The following is a 23,170-nucleotide window of genomic DNA, read 5'->3' as shown; positions in this document are numbered from 1 at the left end:
CCGTTTCCGGCCTGGATTCGCATCCGAATTTCCCCTGTCGGCGGGGCCGCCTTCCGGCGTGACCACCACGTTAGGCGATTTCCCCGGCCACTCAAAATCGAGCGGAAGAGACACCATTTCGGCATGCCGAAACAGGCCCCTACAGGGGATCGTCGTACCAGTAGTGGGTGCCACCGGACGTGGCGGAAGGTGCTGCCAGACAGCCTGCTGGCTGTTGACAACCCGCAGAACTGTACGGAGCGGACCGGCGCGTGTCAACCGCCCTCGGCCGGGGTGTCAGTCGAGGTGCTGGGAGACGCGGTCGAGGAGGCGAATGAGCAGGTCGCCGAGGTGTTCGCGGTCCCGGGCGCTGAGGTCCTGCAGGAGTTCGGCCTCGAAGGTGGTGGCCTCGCGCATGACCTCAAGCCACTTCTCGCGCCCCTGGTCGGTGAGGCCGATGATGACGCGGACCCGGTTGTCGTCGTCGCGCTCGCGGGTGACGAGACCGGCGTCGACCATGCGGTCGATCCGGTGGGTCATGGCGGCGGGGGTCAGGCCGAGGCGCTTGGCGATCGTGCCGGGCCACAGCTGGTACGGCTCGCCAGCCATGACCAGCTCTTTGAGTACCTCCCACTCGGCGTTGCTCAGGCCGAGGGTGGCCAGCTGGCGCCCGTAGGCGACGTTCATGCGGCGGTCGAGCCGGGAGAGTGCGTTGACCACGCGCTCTACCTGGGGGTCGAGGTCCCGGTACTCGCGCTGGTAGATGGCGATCTGCTCGTCCAGAGAGGGCTGGGCCTGCTGCTTCTGGCCAGGTGGCGTCGGGGGCCGCGAGGGCGGCGGAGGCGGTGCGTCCGGCATGGCCCGCAGTATCGCACGCAAACGATTAGCGTCTAAGGCTTTCCCTGTGTACTCTTTACCTTCGAACTTTAGGTTCGAAGACTTCGACTCGCAACGACAACCTAGGAAGGTGAGTGTGACCAGCCACCAGGGCGCGACGCTGCGCCGGATTCAGTTCGGGAACGCCCTCAGCGCGTTCGGCAGCGGCTTCACCGTGCCGTACCTCTTCCTCTACGTGGCCGACGTGCGCGGCCTGGGCCCGGGCACCGCTGGGCTCGTCCTCGCCGTGTTCGCCGGCGCGGCCCTGCTGGTGCTGCCGCTGGTGGGCCGCGTCATCGACCGCCACGGACCGATGCCCGTGGCGCTCTCGGGCAGTGCGGCGGCCGCGCTGGGTTCGCTGGGACTCGGGCTCTCGGCCACCGTGCCGAGCGTGACGGCCTCGGCCGCGGTGATGGGAGCCGGTATCGCGGTGCTCCAGCCCGCGCTCGCGACGATGATCGTGTGGTGCTCGACGACGGTGACGCGGTCCCGTGCCTTCGCCATGCAGTTCTTCCTCGTCAACCTCGGCATGGGGGCCGGCGGTCTGCTCGGCGGACAGATCGTGGACGAGCACGTCCCGGCGAGCTTCACCTTGCTGTTCGCCATCGAAGCGGTGATGTTCGTCGTGCTCGCCTCGGTGCTGCTGACCGTCCGGCTACCGCGGTGCGCGGGTGTGGAGGAGCCGCCGCGCGCCGACTCCGGGCAGAGCGGCGGCGGCTGGCGGGCGCTGCTGGCCGACCGGTCCATGCTGCTGCTGTGTGTGCTGGGTTTCGTGCTCTTCTTCACCTGCTACGGACAGTTCGAGGCCGGGCTCGCCGCGTACGGCACCGAGGTCACCGGCGTCTCGGCGGCCACCCTGGGCTTCGCGCTGTTCGCCAACACCGGGGTGATCGTGCTGGCGCAGTTCGTGGTGCTGCGGCTGGTGGACGGGCGGCGGCGCAGCCGGGTCGTCGCGCTGGTCGGCGTCATCTGGGCGGTGGCCTGGGTGGCGGCGGGACTCTCGGGTCTGGTGCCGCACGCGCAGGCGCTCGCGACGGCCCTGTTCGTCAGCACCTACGCGCTGTTCGGGCTCGGGGAGGCGATGCTCTCGCCCACGGTGGCGCCGCTGGTCGCGGACCTGGCGCCGCGTCGCATGGTGGGCCAGTACAACGCGGCGTTCGCGCTGGTCAAGCAGCTCGGGGTGGCCGTCGGGCCCGCGGTGGGCGGGTTGCTGGCCGCGCGCGGGGCGTACGCGGCATACGTCGTCCTGCTGGTCGGCTGTGCGCTCGGCGTGGCGGTGCTGGCGCTGCGGCTGGGACGGCGGCTGACGCCCGCGCAGGACAACCCGCGGCTGCGCGCGGCACCCGCCGCGCCGGTGCGCGAGGCGGAGCGGCCGGTGGTCGCTGCCGCCTGAGGCCGCCCGGCCGCGCTCCGGTCCCGGGCGTCAGGTGCGGGCCGGGACCGGGTGGTGGCCGGGCAGAGCGAACTCGCACCAGACGGCCTTGCCGCCGTCCGGGGTGCGACGCGAGCCCCAGTTCGAGGCGATGGACGCGACGATGGAGATCCCGCGGCCCGCCTCGTCCCCCGGTTCCGCCCGGCGGTGGCGGGGAAGGTGGTCGTCGCCGTCGGTGACCTCGATGATGAGACGGCGGTCGGTGCGGCGCAGCCGCAGGCGCATGGGCGGCACGCCGTGCTGGAGCGAGTTGGCGACGAGTTCGCTGGCGGCCAGCACGCCGAGGTCGTGCAGCTGTCGCGGGAAGCGCCAGGAGGTCAGGACGCCGGAGGCGAAGGCGCGGGCGCGCGGGGCAGCTTCGACGCCGCCGAGCAGGTCTAGCGCGGCGTTGTGGAACAGCTCGGCGTGTTCGCCGTCGCGGGCGGGGTGCTGGAGGACGAGCAGGGCGACGTCGTCGTCATGCTCCGCGGTGATGCCCAGGGCACTCAGCAGGCGGTCGCACATGGCGTCGGGCGGGCCGGTGGCGTCCGCGAAGGCCCGTTCGAGGGTGTCGATGCCCTCGTCGATGTCGGCGTCGCGGCGCTCGACGAGCCCGTCGGTGTAGAGCACGGCGCAGGCGCCTTCGGCGAACGGGAGAGAGCCGGAGGTGTAGGGCCAGCCGCAGGTGCCCAGCGGCGGGCCGGTGGGGCCGTCGGCCCGGTGGACGGTGCCGTCGGCGGCACGGGCCAGGACGGGCGGGTGTCCGGCGGACGCGTAGCTCAGCGTTCCCTCGTTCGGGTCATGCACGGCGTACACGCAGGTGGCGATCTGGCTGGGGTCGATCTCGGCGGCGAGGCCGTCGAGCAGTTGCAGCACCTCGTGCGGCGGCAGATCGAGCCGGGCGTAGGCGCGCACCGCGGTGCGCAGCTGGCCCATGACGGCGGCGGCGCGCACCCCGCGTCCCATCACGTCCCCGATGACGAGCGCGGTGCGGCCGGCGCCGAGGGTGATGAGGTCGTACCAGTCGCCCCCGACGGCGGCGTCCGTGCCGCCGGGGCGGTACGTGGCGGCCACCCGCAGGTCGTCCGGCTGTTCCAGGCCCTGCGGCAGCAGGCTGCGCTGGAGGGTGACGGCGGCCTCCCGCTGCCGGGCCTCGCTGGCGCGCAGCCGCTCGGTGGACTGGACCTGGTCGGTGACGTCGGCGGCGAAGACCAGCACGCCGCGCTGCGCGCGCTGGGCACGGCCGCCGTCGGGTGACATGCCGGGGAGGTCGAGCGGGGTGCAGGTGAAGGTGTAGTAGCCCTGCTTGCGGCGGCCGTCAACGCGGCGTGAGGTGACGGCGCGCGGCTTTCCGCTGCGCAGCACCTGGTCCATGAGCGGGAGCACACCGAGTTCGGCGAGTTCGGGCAGGCAGGAGCGCGCGGGTTCACCCGTCCGGCGGTCCCCGAACACGTCGCGGTAGGCGGCGTTGAGGTAGAAGACGCGGTGTTCGGGGCCGTGGACGAGAGCGACGAGGGCCGGGACCTGGCCGAGGACGTGAGGCACGGAGAGCGGGTCAAGGCCGGAGCCGGCGTCAGGTCCGGGCGGGAGGCTGGCCCCGGGTGGGGCGCCGGGAGCCGCGCGGCCGTCCGGGGCTGCCTGGCCGGGTGCGGCGTGCGGCGTGTCGGCGTCGGAGCCGCCGGAACGCTCGGCGCGGGCTGGGGGCACCTCACGGCCGGAGCCGCGGGCGGGCACGGAGTCGGCGGACCGCCCGGCACGTGCGAGCGCGCGTCGCGGCGTGCCGGGCAGTCGGGCGCTCCAGCGCGTGAAGTTCACTGCGGATCAGGTCCGATTCTGCTGGGGAGGGAACGGGGGGCGTTGCGGGGCGTGCCACAGCTGGGGCGCGCGGCGACGGCGCGGGGCGGGGTGGGCGCGGCCGGGGAGGGCAGCCCGCCCGTGCGTCGTCGTAGCGTCGTGATGCGTCCATGATGACCCATCGCCATCACACAGGGCCTCCGCGCACCCACTCATCGTCACATGGCCAGTGTGGCCGACGGTACTGACATCCGTCAGTGCTTGCGCGGCCGGTGCCCCGTGCCCGCCGCCAGCTCGAACTCGGCGCGCGGGTGCTCCAGCGACCCGAGGGAGACAATCTCGCGTTTGAAGAATCCGGCGAGGGTCCACTCGGCCAGGATGCGGGCCTTGCGGTTGAACGTGGGCACGCGGCTGAGGTGGTAGACGCGGTGCATGAGCCAGGCGGGGTAGCCCTTGAGCCTGCGGCCGTACACGCGGGCGACGCCTTTGTGGAGGCCGAGTGAGGCGACGGAACCGGCGTAGGCGTGCCGGTAGGGCGTCTCCTCCTCCCCGTGCAGCGCCGCGACGAGGTTGTCGGCCAGGGCCCGGGCCTGGCGCACCGCGTGCTGGGCGTTGGGGGCGCACTCGGTGCCGGGTTTGTCCGCGGTGAGGTCGGGTACGGCGGCGGCGTCACCGGCGGCCCAGGCATGCTCGGTGTCCTCGATGCGCAGGGTCGCGGCGCAGCGCAGGCGGCCGCGTTCGGTGAGCGGCAGTCCGGTGGCCGCGACCACGGGGTGGGGCTTGACGCCCGCCGTCCACACCAGGGTGCGGCAGGGGAAGCGGGCACCGTCGCTGAGGAGGGCGACCCGGTTCTCGCAGGACTCCAGCCGGGTGTCGAGGCGGACGTCGATGGACCGGGCGCGCAGCTCGCGCACGGCGTACCGGCCCATCTCCTCACCCACCTCGGGGAGGATGCGCCCGGTGGCCTCCACCAGAATCCACTTCAGCTCCTCGGGCCGGACGTTGTGGTAGTACCGGCAGGCGTCGCGGGCCATGTCCTCCAGCTCGGCGAGCGCCTCGACCCCGGCGTAGCCGCCACCCACGAAGACGAAGGTGAGGGCGGCGTCGCGGATGGCGGGGTCGCGGGTGGAGGAGGCAATATCGAGCTGTTCGAGCACGTGGTTGCGCAGACCGATGGCCTCTTCGACGGTCTTGAAGCCGATACCGACGTCGGCGAGGCCGGGCACGGGAAGAGTGCGGGAGACGGAGCCGGGGGCGAGCACGAGTTCGTCGTAGCGCAGCCGCTGCGGGGGGCCGCCCTCTTCCTGGACAGCGATCGTCTCGACGTCGGCGGTGCGCGCGGCGTGGTCGATGTTCTTGATCTCTCCCACGAGGATGCGGCACTGCGGCAGCACGCGGCGCAGCGGGACCACCACGTGGCGCGGTGAAATGGAACCGGCCCCGGCCTCGGCCAGGAAGGGCTGATACGTCATGTACGGCTCGGGGCTGACGAGGGTGACCTCGACGCCCCCGTTCCCCTCCCGGGCCTGCTTCAGTTCCTGCTTCAGCTGCTTCTGCAGGCGCAGTGCGGTGTACATGCCGACGCAACCGCCGCCGACCACCAGAATGCGCACCGGTTCCTTCGTCAACTGGGACCCCTGTCCTTGCGTCACTCCACCATGACGCACCTGCTGACCGGCGTTTGTCCACAGGGCTGACGAATTTGTACGACGAGTGGAGCCGTGCACTCCGGTTGGTCCGGTGGGCTGGTACGGGAGAAGAAAGTCCAGTTCAGCCGGGGTCTCGCCGGATTTTTCCGAGCGTTGGGACGGGCCGGTGCCGGGCTATCGAAAGGAGTAACGCGCACGGGCTGGACGGGCGGAGAGGTCGGCCCCTTCTGCCGTGCCCCGGGGTCAACTATGTTCATAGAGCCGGGGCAGGCGGGGAGGAAGCCGGGCTTCCGGCGTTCGCAGGAGGGGAGTCTCCGGGGGGAGACAGTGATTTCCGGGGGAGCACGCATGCGTATTCACGACATCCACGACGTTGGCGATGTTGACGACGTTCACGACATTAACGGCGTTCACGACATTCGCAGCACTCATGGCTCTGACGGCAGTGCTGACGATCATGGCGATCATGGGGGGTACGGGGCGTATGGAGGACGTGGTGCGGCGCCGGACGGCCAGGGGCCGGACAGTGCCCGGAGCGGTCCGGCGGTGGGGCCGGTGAACCTGTCCACGGCACACGGAAGTGCGGCGCTGATGGCGGCCACCGGAGCCGGGGGCACGCTCCGGCCCCACGGACCAGGCCCGGAGGGCGACGCGGCCCAAGCCCACGGAGGGAGCGACGGGGGCGCACCGGCCACCGCCGGATCGCCCGTGGCCGGAAGCGCCGGGAGCGGGCTGGCCGGGGCAGACCCCGGTGCGGCCGGGGCTCGCGCCGAAGCGGCCGGGGTTCTCGCCGAAGCGGTGGGGGCCAGCACGGGCACAGGGCGAGCTGCCGCCGAGAAGGGCGCCGATGCGAAGGCGGTCGGTCCGGGCGCCGACGCAGCGCAGGCGGCGTCGGCGAACGGGTTCGGTGGGGCGGGCCGGCCCACCCGACTGCGGGTGGACGCCCAGCGGAACCTGGAACACGTGCTGCGAGCCGCGCGCGAGGTGTTCGGCGAGCTGGGCTACGGGGCGCCGATGGAGGACGTGGCGCGCCGGGCCCGGGTGGGTGTCGGCACGGTCTACCGGCGCTTCCCCAGCAAGGAGGTGCTGGTGAGGCGGATAGCCCGGGAAGAGACGGAACGGCTGACGCAGCAGGCGCGCACGGCGCTGCGGCAGGAGGGTGAGCCGTGGTCGGCGCTGGCCCGGTTCCTGCGCGCCTCGGCCACGTCCGGGGCCGGTCGGCTGCTGCCGCCCGAGGTGTTGCGTGCGGACGCGGGGCCGGAGGGGGGCTCCGCGGACGGCACCAACTCCGCCGAACCCCGGGTGCCGCAGCAGCGTCAGCCCTCGGGCACCGCGCCCACGGGGCTGTGGCCTTACGGGGACGCGGCGGCACCGGGTGAGGGCATACCTGATCGGGGCGCCCAGGGCGGGCCGGTCAGCCCGGGTCCGGCAGGGGCGGGCCCGGTTGAGCCGGGCGCCGTGGAGCCGGGGTCGGCGGAGCTGCTGGGTGTGGTCGGCGAGTTGGTGCGCCGCGCCCGGAACGACGGCGCGCTACGGCCGTCCGTCACCGTGGGGGACGTGCTGCTCGTCATCGCCACCTCGGCGCCCGCACTGCCCGACGCCGAACAGCAGCGGCAGGCTTCCTACCGGCTGCTGGACATCCTGCTGGAGGGGTTGCGGGCACGGCCGGAACACTGAGCACACCGGTGCGCGGTGCCGGGCGGGTCGCGTCCGCAGCGCTGAGCGGACGCGTCCGGCCCGGTGCCGCCTCGCACTGGCGTCCCGCTGCCTGCCCGCGCGGGTGATTCCTCCCCGGGACGCGGTCGGCGGTCGTCCCCGCGTGCCACGCTGGCCCCGTGTTGGGCTGGAAGCGGGTGTACGGGGGCGGCCGGAGTGGGCGTTGAGGGACGGGAGCCGCCGGGTGGCGCGGACGGGGCGGGCGCGGCCGGTTCCCCGGCCGAGGGGCCGCCCGGTGCGGGGGCGCGTGGGGCGTCGGTGCCGAAGGTGCCGGAGCAAGGCGGGCAGGCGGCCCGCCGTGCCGGACGTCCGGCTCCCCGGCACGCCCGCTCCCGGAGCGTGCCGCCCGGCGTGCCCACGCAACGGAGCGGCGAGGACGGCGGTTCTGGGAAGACGCCCGACGTTTCTGCCGACGAGGAGCGTGCGGGGCTCAGCGACGCCGACCTGGTCGCGCGGATGCGGGAGGGCGACGGGCAGGCGTACGGCGAGCTCTACCGCCGGCACGCCGAAGCCGTACGCCGGTACGCGCACACCTGCTGCCGGGACGCGGACACGGCGGACGACCTGACCAACGAGGTGTTCGCCCGCACCCTGCTCGCGGTGCGCGGCGGGCGCGGCCCCCGGACCGCGGTGCGCGCCTACCTGCTGACGGCGGTGCGGCACGCGGCGGCGCACTGGGCCCGCACCACGCGCCGGGAGGAGTTGGTCGAGGACTTCGCGGCGTTCGCTGTGGCGGCGGCGGGCGGACGCGCCGCCGCAGCCGACGAGACGCTGGCCTTCGGGGCGGACGTACAGGCCATGCAGGAAGCTGAGCAATCACTGGTAGTGCGTGCGTTCCGGGCGCTGCCGGAGCGGTGGCAGACGGTGCTGTGGCACACCACGGTGGAGGAGTCACCGCCGCACGAGGTGGCGCCGCTGCTCGGGCTGACACCCAACGCCACGGCGGTGCTGGCGCACCGGGCCCGGGAAGGACTGCGGCAGGCATACCTCCAGGCCCACGTCAGCGAATCCCTCACGGCGGGGGGCGCGTGCGCGCGGTACGCCGACCGGCTGGGCGCCTACGCCCGGGGCACGCTGCGCACGCGGGCCGAACGCGGGCTGCGCTCCCACCTGGAGAGCTGTGCCCGGTGCCGTACGGCGGCGCAGGAGGTCAAGGACGTCAACGCACGGCTGCGGGGCCTGCTGCCGGTGGCCGTCATCGGCTGGTTCGCGGCCGAGTACGCGGCGAGGGCGGCCGGGGGCGCGGGCGCGGCCGGTGCACTCGCCTCGGCGGCGGGCGCTGGGTCCGCCGGTGCGGGCGGTGCCGGTGCGGGCGGTGGGAGTGCGGCTGCGGAGGGGCTGGGAGCGCCTGCGCGGGCGGGGATCGCGGCGGGCGCGCTGTCCGCGGCGGCGGCCGCCGTCCTGCTGGTGCTCGCGCTCGCCGGGGCGCCACAGCCGAAGGAGTCGTCGCCACCGCAGGCCCTGCCCTCGCCCGCGGCCAGTGCGCGGGAGCGGCCCCAGGCGCCGCAGCCGTCCGAGCCCGGGCTCGTCCCCCCGGCGCCGAGCCCGCCGACGACGCCTCCCGCGCCCGCCGAGCCGACGCGCGGGACCGCCCCGTCGCGGGTGGCGGCCGCGCTGCCACCCGCGACGCCGTCCGGCCCGCCGCCGTCAGCGCCCCGGCGGGGGCCGTCGTCGTCACCGCCCCCGCCCGAGCCGTCGCCCCCGGTGCCGACGGCCCCAGCTCCCGTCCCAGCTCCTGGCCCCGGCCCCGCGACCTACCAGGTCAGGGAGTTGCCGTTTGACGTGGTGGGCGACGGCACCGGCCCCGCCGTCCGCGTCGGCGAGAGCGGCCCGGTGTGGCAGCGTTCCGGCCTGCGCGTCGGCGGCCGGAGCTACCGCCACGGGATCACGGTGCAGGCGCCGTCCACGGTGCTGATCGACCTGAACCGGGAGTGCGCCGCGTACGAGGCGGTCGCCGGGGTGGACGACCTCACCCTCGGTCTGGGCGCGGCGCGCTTCACCGTGCTCGGCGACGGACGGCAGCTGTGGCGCTCCGGGGTGGTGCGCGGCGGGGAGCCGCCGGTACCGGTATCCGTGCCCCTGGCCGGGGTACGCGTGCTGCACCTGGTGGTGGAGCCGCACGGCCCGTACGGCCCGGTCACGCAAGCCGACTGGGCGCACTCCGTCCTGCGCTGCCGCTGACGCCTCCCCGCTCGGCGGCACGCCCCGGCAGACGCCCGCGCCCCGGCCACGCCTGCACCTCGGCGGACGCCCCCGCCCGGGTACGCCTGCGCCCCGGCCGACGCCCGCGGCACGGCCTTGGCTGATCGGGCTACGGGCCGTCCAGGGGTACTGCCGGGGTGACGGCCATCGAGCGGGCGGGGACCCCGCCGGAGACGGCGCGGCGGCGCGGTGCGGCGGTGCCCGTCCAGCTCGTGCCGCGCCGCTGGGTGAGCCGCCGCAACCACAGCTCGGTGGCGACAAGTTCGGCGATGCCGTCCAGCGGCACCGCCTCGCCCCGCAGCGCGGAGTGCACGGCTTCGCGCACGGAGCGGGCGTCCACGAGTCCGGCGTGGGCGAGCCAGGACTGCTCGAAGAGGTCCAGCAGTTCCGTCCCGTGCGCGCGCAGCCCGGCGCGGACGGCGGCGAGGTGCGCGGCGTGGGTCGGCGCACCCCAGCCGGGAGGCAGCTCGCGCACCCCGGCCCCGGCCAGCACCGTGCGCAGTACGGCCGCGCGTGCCCCGGGCCGTACCCGCAGCGCTTCCGGCAGCTCCCGGGCGGCACGCACGACCTGGTTGTCCAGGTACGGGGCGTGCAGCCGTTGTCCGGGCGCGGCGGCGAGCTGTTCCAGCACGCGGTAGTTGGCGGCGTGCCGGGCCAGGGCGGCGCGGGCCCGGTGCACTCCGGGACGCACCCCGGTCCCGGAGTCGGCGCGGCGTGCGGCGTGCTCCAGGCGAACCGATACGTCAGCCAGCGCCTCACCGGTCAGCCAGCGCGCGGCGGGCCCGGGCCGGCACCACGCCAGCGCGGCGAGTGACGCGTCCAGCGGGCCGCTCTCGCCGGAGTGGCCGAGCCCGGGGAGGGCGCGTTCGCGCAGCATGCGGGCGGCGGCGGCCACGCCCTCACGCTGCGGGGTGCGGGCCAGCCGACGGGCCGCCCGGTACACGGCGAACGGCACCAGCACCGCCTTGCCGCGCGGCGCCCCCTCGGCGACGGCGAGCGCGGCCGCGGGGCGGAGCAGGTGGCGGCGACGTCGGTCGAGCAGCAGGTCGGCGAGGCGGGCGGGGTGGGCGTCGAGCACCTGCCGGGCGCCGTACCCGGTGAGGTGGTCGGCGCTGCCCCCGGCGAGCCGGGCGCGGTGCCGCGCGGCGACGACGAGGGCGGGCCCGGGCTCGTCGGGCAGCGGCATCCGCAGCAGGTCCCACAGTCCGGCGTAGGGCAGGGCCTCTTCCTCGCCGGTGACGACGACGTGGTGCAGACGCGGGTCCTGGGCGACGGTGCGGGCCCGCTCCAGCTCGCTGTGCCGGGCCGGGTCGGCGGTGGCGGTGACGTCGTTGAAGGTGACGGCGAGCAGGCGCTGGCCCGCCACGGTGCCCGGGGTCCCGGCGATGGTGCCGGGAACGCCGGGCAGACCGGCCGCGAGCAGGGCGAGCGTGGCGGAGGCGGCACCGCCGGAGAGGTCGGCGCCGAGCCCCGGGGCGGGCGTGCCGCGTCGGCCCCGGCGGGCGTCGGGCCCCATACCGGGCACGGGCCCCGGGTCCCGGGCGCCGTACCCGTCGCGGGCGCGGCGGTCGCGGCCACCCCGGTACGCGTCCCCGCCGTACGCGCCCTCCCCGTAGGCTCCCTCGCCGTACGCGCCCTCGCCGTACGCGCCCTCGCCGTGCGTACGGCCACCGTGGGCGCCCTCGCCGTACGCTCCCCCGCCGTACGCCGTGCCCCGGCCGCCGTCGCCCCAGCCGCCGCCACCCCGGTCGTCCAGGCCCCCGTCGCGCACGCCCGGGGCGCGTCCGCCGCGTCCGTGCTCACCCCACCCGGTGCCACCAGCACCGGGCTCCGCGCTCCCGGCTCCGGCACGCCGGGCCTCGCCACCCGCGCGCGCACCGCGCGTGCGGGTGGGGCCCGCGTGCCCGTTCGCCGGGAGCATCCCGTCGCTGAGGTGGCCGTCCTGTTGCCCCGGCACGGGTCCGGTGCCGTACCCGCCCGCTTCGGCCCCGTAGGCGTCCGGCACGTGCCGGGGGGCGGCGAGGCGTACCCGCACGGCCTCGACGAGGGCGTCCCGGACGCCGTTCACCGCGGCGTCGGCCTCCACCGGCAGCGCGGCAACGACGGTGGGAACCGCCGGTTCGTAGCTGGCGATCTCGCGCGAGCCGCCCTCACGCAGGATCAGCGCGTGTCCGGGCGGGACGCGGCGGACGCCGGTGTAGGGCGTGCTGTCGCCGAGGGCTTCGGGCACGTCGGGGGCGGCGAGCAGCGCGCCGAGGTGGTCCACGTCGAGCTGGGCCTCTACCAGGTCGGCGAGCGTCAGCGCGGCGGTGGCGTAGGCGGTGCCGCCGGCGAAGGGCGTGTGGAAGACGGGCCGGACACCGGCCAGGTCGGTGGTGATGGCGATGCGCCGTCCGACGCGGGCGACGGCGGTGTAGGAGCCGGGCCAGGCGGTCAGGTGCCGCAGGGCTCCGCCACGCGCGGCGCGCAGGCCGGTGCGCAACTCCTCGTCGCGGGCGCCGCAGTGGCCGAAGACGGCGAGCCGGGCGTCCGGGGCGGCGTCCACGACGCGGATCTCGTCGGGCCGCCAGTCGCCGACCGCCCACAGCGGGTCGGTGCCGCCCCACACCGGGTGACCGCCGAGGGGGTGCAGGGTGCTGTCGGCCAAACCGCCGGGTACGCGGGCCCGGCCCGCCGCGGTGCTGTTCCACCCCACCAACCACCGCATCGCCGCCGCCTTCCACCCGTGGGCCGTGCCGCCGGTCCGGCTAGGCATCGCCGGCTCGCGCGGGTCCGGGCACCCGTCCGCCGCACGCCATGTCGCAGCACACCGCGTCGCCGTCTTGCGTGCGTGCGTCGGCGGCGTGTCGGGGGTCCGCCCGGACGCGTCAACGCGGGTGCCCCGGCACCCACCGGCCTGCTCCTGAGTCTTCGTCCGCCACTCCCGTTCCGGCTGACGCTGGGTCCATGCTGCCACGTATCGGGCGGGAGAGCGGCGGTAAGGGGGCGCGCCGATGAGCGTGTTCGCGGGGAGTGATCCCGCACCTGGGCCGCCTCAAACCGCGATTTTCAGCCAACCTCTGCTCTCGGAAAGCCCGTTGGCGAAACCTTTTCGCAGTCGTACCCACCAGGTATATGCCGGGTACATGCACCGGCAATCCACGCGAGCCGTTCCAGGGATCGCCCGACATCGCCGGACACGCGGGCAGTTGACGGTCCGGGAGGCACGACGGCCTCCCGGACCAGGACCGCCGCCCGCGGGGATGTGGAACGACGGCATTCCCCCAGCCCACTGCTTCGGCTCCAGCAGGCCGACCCACGCGGGGTTCATCCAAACGCCGCCGTCCATCCCCGGCGAGAGCGCACGCACAGGCGCACGGCCACACGACCGGGGCTCGTACCCGGCGCGGACCCGGGCCGGAGCGGCCCGCCGCCTCCGCCTGTCCCCTCGCCGCCCGCACTGGCCCCTCAGGCCGTCCCGTTGGCTCGTGGCGAGCGCTCGACACCAGCTAGGACGCCTAGCCCCGTCGCCGATCCGTCCGCGCGCAGACCCGCTCGTCCGCGTACAGACCCGCGTGCGGACGGCCCCCGCCGTGCCAGGTCCGCGTCTGACACCGAGGTCTGACACCGAGGACTGCGACACCACGACCCACCGGACGGCACACCGCACGCTGGCGCACTCGTGTACGGGGAGGAATCCCGCCAACCGGAACGCCACCCCTTAACGGTCGGGAGGCAGCGAACTACTCTGGGTTCACGAATGCCCCGAGCATGTTCCGGGTGCGGCGGGGCGGGCGTCGTGTGTCAGGGGTGCGCATGTCCAGGGAGCCACGCGGACCGAATGAAAAACTCGGGACCGTTCTCGCCCTAGCGGGGATCAGCAACGCCGGGCTCGCCCGCCGGGTCAACGACCTCGGCGCGCAGCGCGGTCTGTCACTGCGGTACGACAAGACATCGGTCGCGCGCTGGGTTTCGAAGGGCATGGTGCCGCAGGGCGCCGCCCCTCATCTCATCGCCGCCGCCATCGGCAGCAAGCTGGGCCGTCCAGTACCACTGCACGAGATCGGGCTGGCCGACGCCGACCCGGCGCCGGAGATCGGCCTGGCGTTCCCACGGGACGTCGAGGGCGCGGTGAAGTCGGCGACGGACCTGTACCGGCTGGATCTGGCCGGCCGGCGCGGCAACGGCAGCGTGTGGCAGTCGCTGGCCGGTTCGTTCTCCGTCAGCGCCTACGCCACGCCCACCTCCCGGTGGCTGATCAACCCGGCCGACAGCTCGGTGGCCCGCCCGGCGGCGCCGGGCCCAGGCCCGGGCAGCGGGAGGGAGACCGACGGGCACGGCACCATCGTCGGCCTCACCGGCAGGACGTCCGCCGGTCCGCCCGCCGACTCCTCCTCCGGGCGGCCGAGGCCCCGGGTGGGGCACAGCGACGTCGCCAAGCTGCGCGAGGCCGCCGAGGAGGCGCGCCGCTGGGACTCCAAGTACGGCGGCGGCGACTGGCGCTCGTCGATGGTGCCCGAGTGCCTGCGGGCGGACGCGACACCGCTGCTGCTGGGCGCCTACTCCGACGAGGTCGGGCGCGCCCTGTTCGGCGCGACTGCCGAACTCACCCGCCTCGCGGGCTGGATGGCCTTCGACACCGGCCAGCAGGAGGCCGCCCAGCGGTACTACATCCAGGCGCTGCGCCTGGCCCGCGCCGCCGCGGACGTCCCGCTGGGCGGGTACGTGCTGGCGTCCATGTCCCTCCAGGCCACCTACCGCGGTTTCGCCGACGAGGGCGTGGACCTCGCGCAGGCGGCACTCGAACGCAACCGCTCCGTGGCCACCGCCCGCGCCATGAGCTTCTTCCACCTCGTGGAGGCCCGCGCCCACGCCAAGGCCGAGGACACGGCGGCGTGCGGGACGGCGCTGGGGGCCGCCGAGAGCTGGCTGGAACGCGCCCGCGAGGGCGATGCGGACCCGTCCTGGCTGGACTTCTACTCCTACGACCGGCTCGCCGCCGACGCCGCCGAGTGCTACCGCGACCTGCGCGCACCCCGCCAGGCGCGGCGCTTCACCGAGCAGGCCCTGTCGCGGCCCACCGAGGACTACGTGCGTTCCCACGGGCTGCGGCTGCTGGTCTCCGCCGTCGCCGAGCTGGAGTCGGGCAACCTCGACGCGGCCTGCGCGGCCGGTACCCGGGCGGTGGAGGTGGCCGGACGCATATCCTCCGCGCGCACCACCGAGTACGTGCGCGACCTGCTGCACCGCATGGAGCCCTACGGCGACAATCCACGGGTCGTCGAGTTCCGCGAGCGCGCCCGTCCGCTGCTGGCCGCCCCGGCGTGACCAGCGCCGCTGCGCGGTGTCAGTGCGGCCCACCATGATGGACAGCGTGGTGAACCGGAACGACGGCAGAACAGGCGGAGCCGCACGGCCGCCCCGCCCCACGCCCCGTGGCCACGGCGCCCGGGGCTACGGCCCGGCCCGGGGCTACGACGCCGACGTGCTCGTGGTTGGCGGCGGCATCGTCGGCCTGGCGACGGCGTACGGGCTGACGCGGGCGCGCCCCGGGCTGCGCGTCACGGTGCTGGAGAAGGAGACGGGCCCGGCCCGGCACCAGACGGGCCGCAACAGCGGCGTCATCCACAGCGGGGTGTACTACCGCCCCGGCTCCCTCAAGGCGCGGTACGCGGCGCAGGGCGCGGCGGAGATGGTGAAGTTCTGCGCCGAGTACGGCATACCGCACGAGGTGACGGGGAAACTGATCGTCGCCACCGAGCGCGAGGAGCTGCCCCGCCTGCACGCGCTGGCGCAGCGCGGCCGGGAGAACGGCATCCCGCTGCGCGAGCTCGGCCCCGCGCAGATCACCGAGTTCGAGCCGCACGTGCGCGGACAGGCCGCGCTCCGCGTGGCCACCACCGGCATCTGCGACTACGCCACCGTCGCCCGCACCCTGGCCGCGCTGGCGGGCGACGCGGGCGCGGAGGTGCGCTACGGCGCCGAGGTCGCGGCGATCGACCGGCGGGAGGGCCTCGGCGTCGCCGTACGCACCACGTCGGGCACCGTGCTGCGCGCCCGCATCCTGGTCAACTGCGCGGGCCTGCACTGCGACGCCGTGGCCCGCCTCGCCGGTGACCGCCCGCCCGCCCGCGTCCTCCCGTTCCGTGGCGAGTACTACGAGCTGAGGCCCGCCCGCGCGGAGCTGGTGCGCGGCCTGGTCTACCCGGTGCCGGACCCGGCGTTCCCCTTCCTCGGCGTTCATCTCACCCGAGGCGTGGACGGCGGCGTCCACATCGGCCCCAACGCCGTCCCCGCCCTCGCCCGCGAGGGGTACGACTGGCGCACCGCGCGCCCGCGCGAGCTGGCGGGCACGCTGGCCTGGCCAGGCTCCTGGCACGTCGGACGCCGACACTGGCGCTACGGTGCCGGGGAGCTGCGGCGCTCGGTGTGCAAGCGCGCGTTCACCACGGCGGTACGGCGCCTGCTGCCCGAGGTCACCGAGGACGACCTCGTCCCCGCCCCCGCCGGGGTCCGCGCCCAGGCGGTCCTCCGGGACGGCACGCTGGTGGACGACTTCCTGATCACCGAGGCCCGCCACACCGTCCACGTCCTCAACGCCCCGTCCCCCGCCGCCACCGCGTCCCTCCCCATCGGCCGCGAGATCGCCACCCGCGTCCTGGCGCAACTCTCCTGACCGCGCGCCGGTGTGGCCCCGCCCAGGCCGGTAAAATTCCAGCACTGTGTCCTCTCCGATGTTTCCGCCCGGCACCGGGCCAGCGGCCGACCCCGCGGGCTCGCACCACGACCGCCGCATCCGCAGCTTCCAGCCCCGCCGCAGCCGCGTCACCCACGGCCAGCGCACCGCGCTGAACCGGCTGTGGCCGCGATGGGGCCTGGACATCGACGGCCAACGCGTCCTTGACCTGCCCGCGCTCTTTGGCACGCTCCCCGCCGACGCCCCGATCGTGCTGGAGATCGGCTTCGGCATGGGCGAGGCCACCGCCCGGATGGCCGCCGCCGACCCCGGCACCGGCATCCTCGCGTGCGACGTCCACACCCCCGGCCAGGGCAACCTGCTGAAGCTGGCCGACGAGCAGGGGCTGACCAATGTCCGCGTCGCCAACGGGGACGCCGTCATCCTGCTGCAGAAGATGCTGCCGCCCGCCTCCCTGGCCGGGCTGCGCGTCTACTTCCCGGACCCGTGGCCGAAGAAACGGCACCACAAGCGCCGCATCATCCAGCCCGCGTTCCTCGACCTCGCCGCAGGCCCGCTCGCCCCGGGCGCGCTCGTGCACTGCGCGACGGACTGGGAGCCGTACGCCGAGCAGATGCTGGACGTCCTCACCGCGCACCCCGCGTACGAGAACACCCAGCCCGACGGCGGCTTCGCGCCCCGGCCCGCCGAGCGCCCACTGACCAAGTTCGAGGAGCAGGGCCTCGGCAAGGGCCACACCGTCCGCGACCTGCTCTTCCGCCGCGTCGCCGACTGACCCGCCCCGCCCGCGCGGCGTGCCCCGCCCCGGGCCGAAGTGCCCCGGCCACCCCCGGAGACGGTCGTCTAGGGTCGGACGGGTGCAGTCACACGCCCCCGGAGAGCCCCTCGCGCCCGCCCCACCGCCCGCGCGCACGCCGCCCACGCCCCCGCCGGGCCACCCTGACGCACCCCCGCCCCCGCAGGCACCGCCCCCGTGGCCGGCCCCGCCCGCGCCAGCCCCCGCAGCCCCGCCCGCGTCCTCGTACCCGGCGCCGGGGTCCTACCGCCCGCCCCGGACGCCCTGGTGGCGTCGTCGCGCGGTGCGGGCCGGGGCGATCGTCGTGCTGCTCGCGCTGTGCGGCGTCACCATCCTCGCCATGGTCCGGGAGCAGACCGGCACCGACGGCTTCCTCATAGGTCTGCTCCTGTCCACGCTGCCCGTGCCGCTGCTCATCGCCGCGTTCCGCTGGGTGGGCAACGTCCAGCCGCCCCCGTGGCGCACCATCGCATTCACGTTCGCCTGGGGTGCCTGCGCGGCCACCCTCGTCGCGATCATCGCCAACAGCTTCACCGCCGCGTGGCTGAGCACCAGCGTCATGCCGGACCGCGACGCCGACGTCGTGGGCGCCACCCTCGTCGCCCCGGTCGTCGAGGAACTCGCCAAGGCCGTGGCCGTCCTCCTGGTCTTCCTCCACCGGCGACGGTTCTTCGGCGGCGTGGTGGACGGCGTCGTCACCGCCTGCGTCACCGCGACAGGCTTCGCCTTCACCGAGAACATCCTCTACCTCGGCACCGCCTACGCCACCGACCAGCTCCACACCGGCGACGGTTACGAAACCGCCACCACCCTGCAGACGTTCCTCATGCGCATCGTCTTCTCCCCGTTCGCGCACCCCCTGTTCACCGCCCTCACCGGCATCGGCTTCGGCATCGCCGCCGCCGTCCCGGCCCGCCGCCGCGTGCTGCGCGTCGCCCTCCCCCTGTCCGGCCTGCTGACGGCGATCGTGCTGCATGCCTTGTGGAACGCCGCCGCCACCTCCCGCAGCGGGCTCACCTTCCTGGCCATCTACGCCCTGTTCATGCTGCCGGTGCTGGCCACCCTGATCTGGCTCACGGTCTGGTCCCGGGGGCGCGAGCTGCGCACCATCCGCGACACCCTGCACGTCTACGCGGCCCAGGGCTGGGTCCACCCCGCCGAACCGTGGACGCTGGGCTCGATGCGCGCCCGCTCCCAGGCCCGCGCCCTGGCCCGCCGCGTCCACGGCAAGCCCGCCGCCCGCTCCGTCGCGGCCTACCACGCCGCCGCCACCGCCCTCGCCCTCCTCCGCGCCCGCGCCGAGCGCACCGCCCCACCCCCCGACTTCCCCACTCGCGAACGCGCCCTCCTCACCACCCTCCTCACCCACCGCCCCACCGCCAGCCCACCCACCACCACCGTCGCCCCGGTCCCCCACCTTTGGCACGGGTGCTGGCACTGGCGCGCGTAGCGTTAGCCACCGCAGCCGTGCACCGAAATACGCAACGAACAAGGAGAGTTACATGCCAGCACCGCAGTGGTTCGCCGATCTCCTCGCGTGGAAGAAGGCTTCCAACCAGAAGGTACAGAGCGCGTGCGGGGATTCATGGGCTCCGAACATCTCCGACGTGGACAATATGACCAGCATGCGCATCGCCAAGGACATCCTCGACGAACTCGGCGTGACCCGGAAGGTCGATGCGAACTCGACCGAGGCCAAGGAGGAGAGCCGGGGCACGGCGCTGGAGAACGCCGTAGCGAATGAGCTGGAAGCACAGCTTCCGCAGCGTCACCCCGATGTCCCCTGGGCGGTAAAGCGCGGTGAGGACGTGAGGAAATTTCAGCAGTACAAGCACCTGGCCGAACTGCGTGAAACTCTGTCCCAGAACCCGAGCCTTCGCGTGACGCTCGGCACGGATTATCAGATTGCCCCAGACGTCACCATCGCAGTCGATACTCCGGGCAACCCCCTGCACGCAGTCCTCTCCTGCAAGTGGACCTTGCGATCCGATCGCGCACAGAACGTCCGGCACGAATTCAACCTCCTGGTGCGTTCGCGGCGTGGCCGGACCCCGCATCTGGTCGCCATTACCGCAGAACCCCTGCCGAGCCGCCTGTCGTCGCTGACCCGCGGCACGGGAGAAATCGACGCCATCTACCATGTCGCCTTCGAGGAAATGCAACGGGCCGTCCAAGCCCACGGGGCTCTGCGCCATAAGAAGAGCGAACCCTCTCAGCTGGAGCTGTGGCAGGAGATGACCGAACAGAACCGCCTTAAGAACTACAACGATCTGGCCGACGAGCTGACCACGTACTAGACTTCCGGAACACCTCGCTCAGTGAGAGGAAGAGGGGCGCGGACGTTGACCGGCACAGGCCGAGAATCCGAGCACCACGGCAACGCCGAATGGTCACCCCCGCTCGGCTCCTGGGCCTCTTCAGCAGGCCGCCGGCGGAACATGCAGGCGATCCGCAGCCGGGACACGAAGCCCGAGAGGGTGATCCGGCAGCTTGTGCACGCGCACGGCCTGCGGTACCGCGTCGCAGCCCGGCCCTTGCCGGGCCTGCGGCGCACGGCTGACCTGGTTTTCCGGCCGGTCAAGGTCGCGGTGTTCGTTGACGGCTGTTACTGGCACGGCTGCCCTGAACACTACGTCCCGCCCAAGACCAATCCCGGGTACTGGTCGGGCAAGGTGGCTGGCAACGTTGCCCGTGACCAGGACACCAACACGCTGCTCAGCGAGGCCGGGTGGACCGTTCTGCGGTTCTGGGAACACGAATCACCCGAGGCCTGCGCTCGCGAGGTGTTCGATACCGTCACCGCGATCCGCACTCGAACGGGCTGACGGATGCTGGAGTTCGAACAGCATGCCCTTTCCCGCTTCCTCCCGCATTCCGTCGTCTGAGCCTGGGGCCAGCGCTCCCTTCCGCAGCGCCTCGATGATGTGCTGACCAATGACGCGGGCGACCGGAGGCGGGAAGGCGTTGCCCACCTGGCGGTACGCGGCGGTTTTTCGCCCGGCAAACCTCCAGTGCTCCGGAAATCCCTGCACGATAGCGGCCTGCGAGACCGTCAGTTTGGGGCCGATGTACTGGCCCGCCCGATCCCGGGCATACAGATCACGCTCAGGGTCCGTCATCGCCTCCGGTTCATTGGCCACCCCCATCGCGTCAACCCCGAGCTTGCGCCAGGCACGCTTCGCACGGGTGGGGCCAAGGTCAGCCCCCCCGTGCTTCTTCGACCCGCCCACCAGTGTGGGAGCAATGCCGCCTGTCGCCTTCCGAAGCCATCTCCGGTAGGCGTCGCGCCCGCGCTCCGTGTCACCGAACCGCGTCTTCATGGACGGTGCGAGTGCTTCATCCAGCGTCCTGACCTTGAGCTCGCGCGGGTTCGGCCAGGTGAAGTGGCCGCTGAACTGGGGACGCATCGCGACCAGGATCGCCCTGGGACGCAATTGCGGAACACCGTAGTCCCGCGCCTCCATCACCTTCCAGCCGCAGATGATGTAACCGTCATCCCTCAACCGACGCTTGATGTAGTTTTCCCGGTATTCCTCAAACTTCCCAGGCGGGTCAAGCAGACCTCGGACGTTCTCGATCATGACGGCTTTGGGCCGCAGAAGGTGTACGAGATCGAGCATGCGAGGAAAGAGGTCCCGTTCGTCCTCCTTGCCGAGCTGCATACCCGCTGCCGAGAACGGCGGGCAAGGCACACCGCCCGCCAGCAGGTCCAGCTCTCCTGGGCGCAGGCCGAGCTCCTCGTGCCGGAAGTCGTGCAGATCCCGGTGCAACACCGCGCACTGCCCCCACCCAGCCTCCTCGGTGACGTTGAGCCGGAGGGTCGCGCACGCGTGGTCGTCGATCTCGATCAGCGCCGCATGCCGGAAGCCCGCCTGGTGCAGGCCAAGGGCCTGGCCGCCCGCTCCGGCGCAGACCTCCACGGAGGTGAACGGCCCGTGGGTGTCGGTCATGCACCCTCCTTCCTCGCACGTGGGCGGACACTTCCGATAGCCCGCCATCACAGAGGGTGACACGCCCCACTGACAACGCGGCTCCCCTAGTGTGCGGTACCGCCCCACGGGCCTTGCGGCACCCCCATGAACTACCACGAACGCACCGCCGCGCGTGCTGCTCCGCTGTCACGCTGTGCCTCGAAGCGGGTCTGGGCGTGGTCGAGCAGGGTTTCGGCGTCGGCGCCTCGACGGTGGAGCCACGCGAGCACGTCAGCGATCGCGGAGACGGCCGCTTCCGCTGACCGGGCGCTGTTCACTGGGGAGGCGGCACCGCAGTCAGCGCCGTACATCAGCATCACGGTATCCGCCCGGGGCCGGGACGGAGCAGGGGCGTCGAGTTCGCACCATGTCGTCTTGCCGTCGAGCCCCGGGACGACTCCCCACGCTGCGGCCACCGCGTCCAGGATGGCCAGGCCACGCCCGGACTCGTCATGGTCCTTCGCGCTCACCTGCCGGGGGAGGGTACCGCTGCCCGGATCGGAACACTCGATACGCAGTCGTTCGCCAGTCAGCGCCAGCAGCAGGGTGACGGGCGTGTCCTGACCAACGTGCACGAGAACGTTGGTCACCAGTTCGCTCACGCAGAGAGCCGCCGCGTCCGCGAGAGCCGGCTGCCCCCAGTGCCGCAGCCGCAGCCGCACGGCGCCTCTCGCGTCAGCGATCCGCGCGGGCTTCGCGAGCAGGGGAATTGTGGCTGTCAGGGGCGGGACGCAGAGCGTGTGGTGGCAGTCAACCATGGCGACCGGCCTTTCTCGAAGGTCCAACCGGCCACCAGCGGCCGATCGTTGCCCTTCTGAGGGTGACAGCCTCTGTTCCATAATGGAACTCTCATAAAGTCTCGATGGTTGCACGCCGCAAGCCGCGCGCCCGGGGCGCGCGCCGGGTTGTACGACCGCCGACTCACACGGGACGCTTCCGGCATACAGGGAAAGAGGCCGTCATCATGCCCGTAGGACCCACCACCCGCCGTCGCCAGCTGGGCTCGGATCTCCGGCGCCTGCGGGAGCGCAAGGGCCTGACGCTCGAAGAGGCCGGGGCGCGTGTCGGCATCTCCAAGGCAACGCTCAGCCGGTACGAGCGCAAGGAAGGCACGGTCAAGTGGCCAGCCGTGGACGCGTTGTGCCGTGAGTACGACGCGTCGGACGAGGAGCGCGAAGCGCTGGTGCTGCTCGCCAAGGGAGCCCGCGTTCAGGGCTGGTGGCGGTCTCTGGCTGACCCGGTCCCGGAGTCCATGAACCTCATGCTCACGCTGGAGGATGAAGTGATCCGTGAGGATCACTATGCCGGGGTGTACGTCCCCGGGCTCCTGCAGACGCGTGCCTACGCCGAAGCCGTGCACCGCGCCTCGGAGATGCGGTGCACGGAGCAAGAGGTCACGCACATGGTTGATATCCGGATGAAGCGCCAGGAGCTTCTGCGCCGTGAGGCTCCACCTCATATCTGGGCCGTCATGGACGAGGCCGTGGTCAGTCGCGTGGTGGGCGGCCCGGAGACGATGCGGCACCAGCTTGGCCATCTGCTCGCGTGTGCTGAGTCACCACACATCACCTTGCAGGTTCTGCCCTTCTCGACAGGGGCGCACGCGGCCGCCGTCGGGAGCTTTGTGATTCTCGGGAACCCCGAGCCGTCCCTGGATGTGGTCTACGTGGACATCCTCGGCGGTGGGCTGTTCATGGAGAAGCCTCAGGAATTGGAGCGCTATAGGTTGGCGTTCGAATACCTGCGGGCGCAGGCGCGGGACATCGACGCGTCCGTGGCCCTGATCAGACGCGCCATGGAGGAACTGTGATGCGGCAGCCCAGCCGGCCCGAGGACGCTCTTCAGTGGTTCACCTCGTCGTACAGCGGTGGCAGCGGTACGGAGTGCGTGGAGGCGGCCTTCACCGCGTGGGGCACCGCCGTGCGGGACAGCAAGCGCCGGGAGCGGGGTGTGCTGACGTTCACGAAGGCCGCGTGGACACCCTTCGTGACGGACGTACGGAACCGGCGGGCGGAGCCGCGTTGAACACCTGGGAACGGGTGTCGGCGCGGCGGGGGTTGGGGGTGTTGGGGGCCGTCAAGCGGGGTGGGCGGGGCGCCG

Annotated in this window: 17 protein-coding genes; 11 read left to right on the top strand and 6 right to left on the bottom strand. The window is 73.4% G+C overall.

The window, feature by feature from the left end:
• Positions 1–276 precede the first annotated feature (276 nt).
• A complete protein-coding gene (locus JJV70_RS21225) occupies positions 277–837 on the bottom strand; it encodes a MarR family winged helix-turn-helix transcriptional regulator (RefSeq protein ID WP_219049640.1) in 561 nt (186 codons plus the stop codon).
• A gap of 115 nt (positions 838–952) precedes the next feature.
• Between JJV70_RS21225 and JJV70_RS21220 the strand changes: the two genes are divergently transcribed.
• Positions 953–2,248 (top strand): MFS transporter, encoded by a 1,296-nt coding sequence (locus JJV70_RS21220; protein ID WP_219049639.1) that lies wholly within the window; start codon positions 953–955, stop codon positions 2,246–2,248.
• A 30-nt stretch (positions 2,249–2,278) separates the two neighbouring features.
• Here the strand turns inward: JJV70_RS21220 and JJV70_RS21215 are convergent, their stop codons facing one another.
• Together JJV70_RS21215 and JJV70_RS21210 are read right to left on the bottom strand one after the other, a co-directional pair.
• Entirely contained in the window at positions 2,279–4,081 is a 1,803-nt protein-coding gene (locus JJV70_RS21215) for a SpoIIE family protein phosphatase (RefSeq protein ID WP_219049638.1), read from the bottom strand.
• Positions 4,082–4,314: 233 nt separating this feature from the next.
• Positions 4,315–5,673, bottom strand: a complete 1,359-nt coding sequence (locus JJV70_RS21210) for an FAD-dependent oxidoreductase (RefSeq protein ID WP_219049647.1) — start codon at positions 5,671–5,673, stop codon at positions 4,315–4,317.
• Positions 5,674–6,507: 834 nt separating this feature from the next.
• Between JJV70_RS21210 and JJV70_RS21205 the strand changes: the two genes are divergently transcribed.
• Both JJV70_RS21205 and JJV70_RS21200 read left to right on the top strand, forming a co-directional pair.
• Positions 6,508–7,386 carry a TetR/AcrR family transcriptional regulator gene (locus JJV70_RS21205; protein WP_374227326.1) on the top strand — a complete coding sequence of 293 codons (879 nt, stop codon included), beginning with the start codon at positions 6,508–6,510 and terminating at the stop codon, positions 7,384–7,386.
• A 495-nt stretch (positions 7,387–7,881) separates the two neighbouring features.
• Positions 7,882–9,606, top strand: coding sequence for a sigma-70 family RNA polymerase sigma factor (locus JJV70_RS21200; RefSeq protein WP_219049646.1), 1,725 nt, complete (start codon positions 7,882–7,884; stop codon positions 9,604–9,606).
• Between the two features lie 130 nt (positions 9,607–9,736).
• Here the strand turns inward: JJV70_RS21200 and JJV70_RS23030 are convergent, their stop codons facing one another.
• A complete protein-coding gene (locus tag JJV70_RS23030; RefSeq protein WP_257574334.1) occupies positions 9,737–12,334 on the bottom strand; it encodes an asparagine synthase-related protein in 2,598 nt (865 codons plus the stop codon).
• A gap of 1,088 nt (positions 12,335–13,422) precedes the next feature.
• On the opposite strand from JJV70_RS23030, the gene JJV70_RS21185 reads away from it, so the two are divergent.
• From JJV70_RS21185 to JJV70_RS21160, 6 genes are all read left to right on the top strand, one after another.
• The gene (locus JJV70_RS21185) at positions 13,423–14,934 is read left to right on the top strand and encodes an MFS transporter (RefSeq protein ID WP_219049636.1); all 1,512 of its coding nucleotides are present in this window, start codon (positions 13,423–13,425) and stop codon (positions 14,932–14,934) included.
• Between the two features lie 157 nt (positions 14,935–15,091).
• Positions 15,092–16,282, top strand: a complete 1,191-nt coding sequence (lhgO, locus tag JJV70_RS21180; RefSeq protein ID WP_308294946.1) for an L-2-hydroxyglutarate oxidase — start codon at positions 15,092–15,094, stop codon at positions 16,280–16,282.
• Between the two features lie 58 nt (positions 16,283–16,340).
• Positions 16,341–17,078 carry a tRNA (guanosine(46)-N7)-methyltransferase TrmB gene (gene trmB, locus JJV70_RS21175; RefSeq protein WP_219049643.1) on the top strand — a complete coding sequence of 246 codons (738 nt, stop codon included), beginning with the start codon at positions 16,341–16,343 and terminating at the stop codon, positions 17,076–17,078.
• A gap of 304 nt (positions 17,079–17,382) precedes the next feature.
• Positions 17,383–18,549, top strand: coding sequence for a PrsW family intramembrane metalloprotease (locus tag JJV70_RS21170; RefSeq protein WP_308294944.1), 1,167 nt, complete (start codon positions 17,383–17,385; stop codon positions 18,547–18,549).
• A gap of 52 nt (positions 18,550–18,601) precedes the next feature.
• Positions 18,602–19,396, top strand: coding sequence for an NgoMIV family type II restriction endonuclease (locus JJV70_RS21165; protein ID WP_219049635.1), 795 nt, complete (start codon positions 18,602–18,604; stop codon positions 19,394–19,396).
• 45 nt (positions 19,397–19,441) lie between these two features.
• Positions 19,442–19,924, top strand: a complete 483-nt coding sequence (locus JJV70_RS21160; protein ID WP_257574333.1) for a very short patch repair endonuclease — start codon at positions 19,442–19,444, stop codon at positions 19,922–19,924.
• Here the strand turns inward: JJV70_RS21160 and JJV70_RS21155 are convergent.
• Positions 19,859–21,049, bottom strand: coding sequence for a DNA cytosine methyltransferase (locus JJV70_RS21155; RefSeq protein WP_219049634.1), 1,191 nt, complete (start codon positions 21,047–21,049; stop codon positions 19,859–19,861). The genes JJV70_RS21160 and JJV70_RS21155 overlap by 66 nt on opposite strands.
• A gap of 131 nt (positions 21,050–21,180) precedes the next feature.
• Positions 21,181–21,828 carry an ATP-binding protein gene (locus tag JJV70_RS21150; RefSeq protein ID WP_219049633.1) on the bottom strand — a complete coding sequence of 216 codons (648 nt, stop codon included), beginning with the start codon at positions 21,826–21,828 and terminating at the stop codon, positions 21,181–21,183.
• A gap of 206 nt (positions 21,829–22,034) precedes the next feature.
• Here JJV70_RS21150 and JJV70_RS21145 point away from each other — a divergent pair, with 206 nt between their 5' ends.
• Together JJV70_RS21145 and JJV70_RS21140 are read left to right on the top strand one after the other, a co-directional pair.
• Complete coding sequence (locus JJV70_RS21145; RefSeq protein ID WP_219049632.1) at positions 22,035–22,880, top strand: helix-turn-helix transcriptional regulator; 846 nt, start codon at positions 22,035–22,037, stop codon at positions 22,878–22,880.
• Positions 22,880–23,095 (top strand): DUF397 domain-containing protein, encoded by a 216-nt coding sequence (locus tag JJV70_RS21140; protein ID WP_219049631.1) that lies wholly within the window; start codon positions 22,880–22,882, stop codon positions 23,093–23,095. Before JJV70_RS21145 ends, JJV70_RS21140 begins: the two co-directional genes overlap by 1 nt.
• The last annotated feature ends 75 nt before the right edge of the window (positions 23,096–23,170 follow it).

This window comes from Streptomyces sp. JJ66, assembly GCF_019303495.1.
GTDB lineage: Bacteria > Actinomycetota > Actinomycetes > Streptomycetales > Streptomycetaceae > Streptomyces.
Note: the sequence above shows the minus strand (reverse complement) of the source record. Positions and strands in the feature narration are given on the sequence as shown.